The 8014-nt window shown below is 40.1% G+C and carries 11 protein-coding genes; all 11 read left to right on the top strand.

Features of this window, described 5'->3' with window-relative positions:
- Positions 1-1021, top strand: a 1021-nt coding sequence (locus tag DBR11_RS19060) for a hypothetical protein (RefSeq protein WP_233260827.1), incomplete at its 5' end; no start/stop codon positions are given.
- Between the two features lie 4 nt (positions 1022-1025).
- Positions 1026-1526, top strand: a complete 501-nt coding sequence (locus tag DBR11_RS19055) for a hypothetical protein (protein WP_108554219.1) — start codon at positions 1026-1028, stop codon at positions 1524-1526.
- A complete protein-coding gene (locus DBR11_RS19050) occupies positions 1523-2098 on the top strand; it encodes a toxin-antitoxin system YwqK family antitoxin (protein ID WP_108554218.1) in 576 nt (191 codons plus the stop codon). Before DBR11_RS19055 ends, DBR11_RS19050 begins: the two co-directional genes overlap by 4 nt.
- Positions 2098-3336, top strand: coding sequence for a hypothetical protein (locus tag DBR11_RS19045; protein ID WP_108554217.1), 1239 nt, complete (start codon positions 2098-2100; stop codon positions 3334-3336). Before DBR11_RS19050 ends, DBR11_RS19045 begins: the two co-directional genes overlap by 1 nt.
- Positions 3324-3689, top strand: coding sequence for a type II secretion system protein (locus DBR11_RS19040; protein ID WP_108554216.1), 366 nt, complete (start codon positions 3324-3326; stop codon positions 3687-3689). Before DBR11_RS19045 ends, DBR11_RS19040 begins: the two co-directional genes overlap by 13 nt.
- Positions 3682-4152, top strand: a complete 471-nt coding sequence (locus DBR11_RS19035; protein WP_108554215.1) for a type II secretion system protein J — start codon at positions 3682-3684, stop codon at positions 4150-4152. Before DBR11_RS19040 ends, DBR11_RS19035 begins: the two co-directional genes overlap by 8 nt.
- A 2-nt stretch (positions 4153-4154) precedes the next feature.
- Positions 4155-5294 (top strand): type II secretion system F family protein, encoded by a 1140-nt coding sequence (locus DBR11_RS19030; protein WP_108554214.1) that lies wholly within the window; start codon positions 4155-4157, stop codon positions 5292-5294.
- Positions 5295-5314: 20 nt separating this feature from the next.
- The gene (locus DBR11_RS29920; protein WP_199233887.1) at positions 5315-5659 is read left to right on the top strand and encodes a hypothetical protein; all 345 of its coding nucleotides are present in this window, start codon (positions 5315-5317) and stop codon (positions 5657-5659) included.
- 182 nt (positions 5660-5841) lie between these two features.
- Positions 5842-6804: a hypothetical protein gene (locus DBR11_RS19020; protein ID WP_108554213.1), complete on the top strand. Its 963-nt coding sequence runs from the start codon at positions 5842-5844 to the stop codon at positions 6802-6804.
- Positions 6801-7730 (top strand): hypothetical protein, encoded by a 930-nt coding sequence (locus DBR11_RS19015; RefSeq protein WP_108554212.1) that lies wholly within the window; start codon positions 6801-6803, stop codon positions 7728-7730. The genes DBR11_RS19020 and DBR11_RS19015 overlap by 4 nt, the downstream gene beginning before the upstream one ends.
- A gap of 4 nt (positions 7731-7734) precedes the next feature.
- Positions 7735-8014: hypothetical protein (locus DBR11_RS19010; RefSeq protein ID WP_199233886.1), on the top strand; the 280-nt coding region annotated here is incomplete at its 3' end.

Here is an 8014-nt window from a genome sequence, read left to right as displayed (position 1 = left end):
TAATTGCAGAGTGCAGTGTGGTTGCACTGAGTTGTTTTACATTGCCCCAAAATTAATCGCAATTATTTTTATGAGGCAACGTAATTACATCCTTTTTCTACTGATATGTTTAACCGGGGTAGGCTGCAAAGAATTTATAGAACCTTCTATTGAAGACAGCAAGGTCATACTACTGGCACCTGCAAGCAACACTGAAACAAAAGACTACACCCAAACCTTCTGGTGGGAAACCACAGAAGATGCGCTCTACTATCGGCTCCAGATCGTGTCACCTGATTTTGACCAGATCAATAAACTCATTATTGATACACTCATTAAAACCAATAAATATAAATATACGCTCGATCCGGGAACTTATCAATGGCGGGTCAGAGCAGAAAATGGCAGTAGTCAAACCGGTTATACAACAGCTAACTTGACCATTTATCCAACTTCCATAACAGAACAACAAGTTCAACTGGTTTCTCCAGCCAACAACACCGTGACCAACCAGGCCAACGCAGTATTCAATTGGCTGAAGCTTTTTGGCGCCGATAGCTACAAAATTCAAATTGATACCACCGGAAACGGATTTGATAATGCTACTTTTTTATTTTTAGATAAAACCACTCCAAATGTCAGTTACTCGGTTGCTTTGCCTAAAGACAAACTCTATCAATGGAGAATTAAAGCGCTGAGCGGCACACTGGAATCAAAATGGTCTGTGGTACAAAACCTCAGCTTTGATGCCACGCCACCACCAGTTGTTGTACTCAACAGTCCATTCAATAATTCTACAGTTTCCAATCCTGTTACCTTAAAATGGAACGCCTCTGCCGACGCAAAAAAATACATTTTATACGTGTATAAAGGTGAGTCCAACAATGCCTACAACAGTACCTTCCCTTTAACCCTGACAGGCTTATCCTATGTGTTCAACCAGGGAACCAGCGGTGAAAAAATCTCCTGGGAAGTGAAGGCGGTAGACGACGCTGGTAATACCAGTGCCAAAGGTGAATCAAGAAGCTTTGTAATACAATAAATTCATGCAACAGGTAAAAAATAAGAAACTTACCTATCTATTACTCTGCGCGGTGGCAGGGGTATGGGGTATTATTTTGTATAAAATCTTCTTTAAAGAAAAAGAAGATCAGGACATTTTTCCGTCCATGACGGTTAAAGCAGACCATGAACCTTATGACAAATACACCGTAAAGACCGACACTTTCAAACTTGTTTTAAATTACCGGGATCCCTTTCTGGGCACTGCTGCTCCTGCTTCGAAAACTGAAAAATCTGATATAACCTCTGTTCCGGTCATAAAAGCGCCCGTTGCAATTCCGCCACCGCTAAACTGGAGTGGTATTCAATATTCCGGACGGATCATCAATCCTGTAAATAAACGAATAGTATCCATCCTGTCGGTCAACGGAAAGGAACGCATGATGGCAGAAGGCGAAGTGTTCGAAGGGGTAAAACTTTTAAAAAATCAAAGAGACTCTGTACTGCTCAGCTGGCAGGGAAAACAAAAATACATCAAACAATGACATCAAAAAAATTACCGATCTCTACATTACTGCTCTTTAATCTGTTGGCCTATACAGCCGCAGATGCGCAAACGGCTATCAAAGATCTGATTACCCATAAGGTGATTGTAAACTATACAGACCACACCATAGTTGCGTATGTGAAACCCTCTCCAAATGTCCGGGCTTTCAGTAATCTTCAATATTACTGGTTTTCTGGTCAGCGTATTCAGTCCAGCCAGGGCGGTTATAGCGGTAAATTATTGAATGGTTATTACGAAGATTTTTACGCCAATAAAAATCTTAAAGAAGCAGGCTGGTTTTCAAAAGGGTTAAAACAAGGGCAGTGGAAAAGCTGGGACGAAAAAGGCCTGCTGAAAGAAGAATGCAACTGGAGTGCTGGTCAAAAGAACGGCATCTACCGGAAGTACGATAACCAGGGGAAACTTAGCCAAACAGGCCATTATAAAAATGATTCCTTAAAAATCAGGGTGGTAAAAATTATGGATAGCAGCAGGGTTCTGCATCCTGATTCAGTAAGAAAAAGCATCGTTCCAAAATTTATTAAAAACCTGTTTAAACACCATAAATAATGGTTAAGGCCGCCGCTCTCTATATTGTAATTATTGTGTCCATACTGGTGGCCATGATCTCTGTATCCTTGCTTACGGTTGCCTTTTATTACCGGCTTGGGCAACAAAAGAAACTGAGATTTGAACGGCTTCACTATAACATCACTTCAGGAATGAATTTGTTGTTGTCAAAAAATTATATTGCCTCAGATACGTTAAATCGGCTGGATGTATATGGAGAAGGAAAAGACAGTCTGGAGCTCGGTAAAACGAAATGGGGTGTTTTTGACTTAAATACAGTTAAGGCCTTTGAGCAGACCGATACCCTCAAACAGAGCTTTCTAACAGGTAGTCTTTTCGAAGACCAGTCTGCTTTGTACCTGGCAGATGAAGATCGTCCGCTTTCCCTTAGTGGGAGTACCCAAATTATTGGTAATGGTGAACTCCCCAAATCGGGCTTAAAGCAAGCCTACGTAGACGGAAAAGGCTATGAAGGGAAAGAACTTATTAAAGGAAAGATCAAAGACAGCAGCAGAGCCTTGCCAGCGCTTGATCAGCCCATCATAGACAGCTTAAGCCGATGGTTTATTCATAAAGAAGGACTGCCCATTCCCGCCGGAGATTCTGTAAACAATTCCTTTTTTGAACCCCTAAAAGTGTACCATTTAAAAGGAGGAAAAGGAAGACTGGACAACAAGATCCTTAAAGGGCATCTGGTCTTAATTTCAGATTCCATCCTTTCCATTGGCCGGGATGTACAACTTCAGGACATACAAGTTTTTGCACCCGCAATCCTCATAGAAGAAGGATTCAAAGGAACCTGCCAGCTATTTGCCAGAGATTCCATTATCATCGGCAAGCACAGTGTTCTTGGATACCCCTCGTTTGCAGCAGTTCTCAAACCAGAGAAGGGGACGTCTCAGTCAAAGATAAAACTCGGCGAAGGAAGCCGTTTTTATGGCACCCTGTTGAGTTATGAAAAGGAAAGAAGTGAGTTGCAAACCTTAATTTCTATAGATAAAAACTGCCTGGTTAAAGGAGAGGTTTATGCAACAGGCTATATCAAATTTGAAAAGCCGGTAAGGGTACAAGGAAAGGTCTACGCCAAACGCTTTATTATGCAAACCCCCGCAACTTTATATGAAAACTATCTGATAGACATTTCTCTTGACCGTAAATCCCTGAGCCGATACTACCTGAGTTCATTTCTGATCAAAGCAAACCAAACTACCCCGCAAATACTCAAATGGCTAAACTAAAACTGCAAAAATTACAGGCCTCTACCTTGCTTGAAGTCATTGTAGCTATGGTCATCATCTTAATTGTATTCGTTATGGCGGCACAGATCTACGCCAATGTGGTGCGGTCTTCACCCTCTGCAGAACAGCAGTATTTACGCGCAACAGCAGAGCATTACTTTCAACACAATCTTGAAGAAAAGGAACAGGATATTGGAGTTCTTCCCGACAGCACAAAAATAGAGAAGAAAACAGAACCCTATGCCGGCTATGCTGATGTTTTTCTGTGTACGGTAACTTTTAGCCGTAATGGTAAAAATATAGGCACCTATCACCGCATTATTCAGAAGGATAAGGAGGATGCACATGAATAAGCGCCTACCTGCATTCACGCTAATGGAAGTCACCATTGCAATGCTCATTTCAGCCGTTGCTATTTCCATGACCTATACCATTTACAGGATCGTGAGTAAGTCTTATTTTGATTATTCGGTCAAACAAGATCAAATGGCAGATTTAATGACTGCAGATCAATTGATCCGGACGGACTTCTTTTCTGCCAGCCAGATCAAAAAGACCGAAGGCGGTATGGACCTGCTCCTTAAAGAGGGGCATATTGTCTATGTTTTTGACAAAGAAAAGCTGATGCGAAGCCAGTTTGACCTCAAAACCGACACGTTTAAAATAAACGCACAGCTCAGCAACGCTTCCTTTGAAAACAAAGAAGCAGAAAGCGGCGACCGAATTGATCAGGTTAACATAACAGTGATGGCAGAAGGCCGCAACATTCCCTATATCTACAACAAGAAATACAGCAGTAACGACTTATTTGAATAATTATGCCCTCAATAGACATTTCCAGATATCAGAAAAACAAACCAGTTGCTCCGGTAAAAGAAAGCCCCGGGCTCTTTTCTTTTATGACTAAAGAAATCAGCTTTGGCAGTGCACAGGTTCCCGATAAAAAAAAGGAGAGTATTTATCTTGAGCTCAGCACACTCTTGCTGTCTGGTATCGATCTCCGCTCTGCATTAGATCTGATCCTGGTAGATCAGGAACAAGCCAAAGATAAATCTTTGTTTGAAGGCATCAGAAAGCAGATTTTATCCGGTCTTGCTTTGTCTGAGTCTTTAAAAGAGACCGGTAAATTTAGTGATTATGAATACTATAGCCTAAAGATAGGAGAAGAAACAGGTAAACTCGGAGAGGTACTCACAGATCTGGCCAGGTATTATAAAAGTAAGATCCAGCAACGCCGGAAAATTGTGAGTGCAGTGTCTTATCCGGTCATTGTTCTTTGCACTTCTATGGGAGCCGTGTTTTTCATGATCAAGTTTGTTGTTCCCATGTTTGCAGATGTATTTTTAAGATTCGGTGGAAAATTACCCTGGATCACTGCATTAATTATTAAAATATCTGGCTGGTTTGATCGTTATTTTCTCCTGATTTTACTTTTCTTTGCGGCTGGAACACTGTTATACCTCTTTAAGCGGAAAACCAATGTTTTTAGGAAGCTCTCTTCAAGGCTGATATTGAAATTACCTGTTATAGGAGACTTGGTGAAAAAAGTCTACCTGGCCCGTTTTGCAAACACCATGCGTTTGTTAGTCAGTACCGATACACCACTCCTCAGGTCAATTGCTCTTGTACGCCAAATGATCAACTACTATCCCATTGAAGTTTCTCTGTTAAGTGTAGAACAAGATATATTAAAGGGAGAGTCCCTTCATAAGAGTTTGTCTGCGTTTCCTTTTTATCCCCCCAAAATGATCCAGCTGATCAAAGTAGGAGAAGAGGTGAACCGGATGGACTATTTTTTTGAGAAAATAGCGATGCAGTATACTGAAGAAGTAGAGTACAGAACCAATACTTTAAGCAGTTTACTGGAGCCTCTGATCATCATATTTTTAGGATTAGTGGTTGGAGTGATCTTGATCGCAATGTATCTCCCAATGTTTCAAATGAGTAATAATTTTTAATATTTTAAATCGCTCCGATTATGAAAATTGATCTGACACGAGTAATCACTCTGGATTTATTAATCCGTCAAAAATCAACAGGAACGCCAGAAGCCCTGGCAGAACGGCTGGGGGTTTCCCGCAGAACGCTCTTTTTTACGTTAAATTTTATGAGGGACTACATGGATGCACCTATTGCTTACAATAGGTTCCGTGAAACGTATTTCTATTCTGAAGAGGGACTTTTTCTTTTCGCGTATAAGAAATATAATGATGCCTTAATAAAAGAAATCTTAAAAAGATCGATTAGAGGATCCCTTATTTTGACGCTTTTTTTAAATATAGAGTTTTCGCAGGTCATGGACTATTTTTCTAACCTGATATAAACCGCTCTTAACGAGCAGTTAAACGAGGTTGCCCACCTGAATACGTTCGGGATGGGATTCTTATTGCCCAGATTTTCTGATGCCGAAAATTTTTTTTCAAAAAAAACTTTAGTGCAGTGTGGTCGCACTGAAGATGTTTAGTATTGCTCCCAGAAATTAATTAGATGATCAATGAATAAATTATGAAAAAGATACTAACCATTTGTTTTTTACTGATCTGTTGCTTCAAAGGATTTTCACAAAGCTCGACAGACCAGAACGGACTCAGAACAACCGTTACAAATTCTTTGAGTGCGGTGAACGAGCAGGCCATGCGGTATGAAATTGCGAGAATAGGATACAACTCCTACCATTGGCAATCCGGGGGATTAGTAATCATAGAGCTATTTAATCGAGCTTATAAGACCGGTTATGAGAAATACATACTTGAAAACGGTTATGGACAAGGGGCAAATAGTGGAACACCCGCACTTAAATTGGTAGAGTCGGCAGGTATAGGCCACGATGGGAGAATATCGATTGGACCGACCTCAGATTTAACCACTTCACTAGGAGGTTATGTGAACAAATCGCTTCCTGTATACCTTGACGTGAAGGACTATTCTACTTACATAGTTAAATTAACTTATTTGCAGGATAAGGTAGAGCAGGTGGTTGATTTAAATCAGATTAAGGTTAATGTGGCGCCTGCAGGAACACCAATTCCGAGTTTTTCAGCCCCTTCGATTCTTGACAATAACTTGAGTTCATCAAAAAATCTTATGGTTACCGGTGATGGGAACCATTATATCTCCAATGGAAATTTAGCTATTGGTACAACTGATCCAAGAGGCTACAAGCTTGCGGTCGGGGGTAATATGATTGCGGAGTCTGTAAAAGTTCAGCTTAAATCAGCGTGGCCGGATTATGTATTCAAAGATGATTATAAATTCACAAGTCTTCAGGAAACCGAAAAACACATCAAAGAAAAAGGCCATTTGCCTGGAATCCCTTCTGCTGCTGAGGTAAAATCGGAAGGAATCGATTTAGGAGAAATGAATGCCCGATTGCTGAAGAAAATAGAGGAGATGACCCTGCAGATGATCGATCTGAACAACAATGTTAAAAAATTACAAACTGAAGTTAATCATCTCAAGAGAAAATGAGACAAACCATACTTTTAATGCTTTTGCTGATCACCTTTGTGGCTAAATCGCAAACTTCGGGAAGTATCACGGTTGGTGGGGATTTCGATAAATTCTACCCTACTACATGGACTGATGAAGGATGGAATAATCATGCAGCTTCTCAACTAGAAATCGGTAGATCTGACACTCACGAAAACAGTACTTACAGAGGTACTTTTATTTCGAAATTTACTTTTCATACCACAAGATGGGGGCAAGGCTCTGCATTTATCAACGCCGATATCACTCAAACAAATAATAGTTTCATTGCTGGCTGGAAAGATGCTACTGGCAATAATGCTGGTTTTAACATCATTATTTGGTTAAGAGGTGGCGGAACAACTTACCATTATAAATCCTTGTATTCAACAACTTGTAAAGTATATGATGGAGTTGCGAATCAGTTGCCATTTCAGGAAGAAAATGGTCCTGCGCATAGCTTTAAGACAGGCGTAGACTCCTATGTGAACTCTAATGGGATTTCTAAAGAAGGTACAGTCTATTTAAATGGAAACGCAACGAATTACTTTGCAGGTAATATAGGCGTGGGAGCACCCGATACAAAGGGTTATAAGCTTGCCGTGGCGGGAAATATGATTGCTGAATCTGTAAAAGTTCAGCTTAAATCAGCATGGCCAGATTATGTATTCAAAGAGGATTACAAGCTCACAAGTCTCCAAGAAACCGAAAAACACATCAAAGAAAAAGGCCATTTGCCTGGAATCCCTTCTGCTGCTGAGGTAAAATCGGAAGGGATAGATTTAGGGGAGATGAATAAAAAGTTACTTCAGAAAATTGAAGAGCTAACCTTATATCTGATTGAGCAGAAAAATAGGGGTGATCTGCAACAGAAGCAAATTGAACTACAGCATAAAGAATTGGAAGCATTAAAATCAAAATTGTAAACAGATGACTAAAAATTATCTAATCATTATGCTATTATCCTATAGCGCTTTGTCGTTTGGTCAAACCAATTTATTTCCTGCTTCGGGTAATGTGGGAATAGGAACACCAAGTCCGGTATCTAAATTATCAATAGGAGACTATTTTGTTGACGGAAGTGGCAGCAATATAAGCAGAGACATATTGATAAGTCAGAATACCTATAATAATCAGGTTGTAGCTGCACATACTATTGAGCATAATTTGTATAATAATTACAATACCAAATATCATATAAGCACGCTGA

It is taken from the genome of Pedobacter sp. HMWF019 (genome assembly GCF_003061025.1).
Lineage (GTDB): Bacteria > Bacteroidota > Bacteroidia > Sphingobacteriales > Sphingobacteriaceae > Pedobacter.
This window is presented reverse-complemented; position numbering and strand designations above follow the sequence as displayed.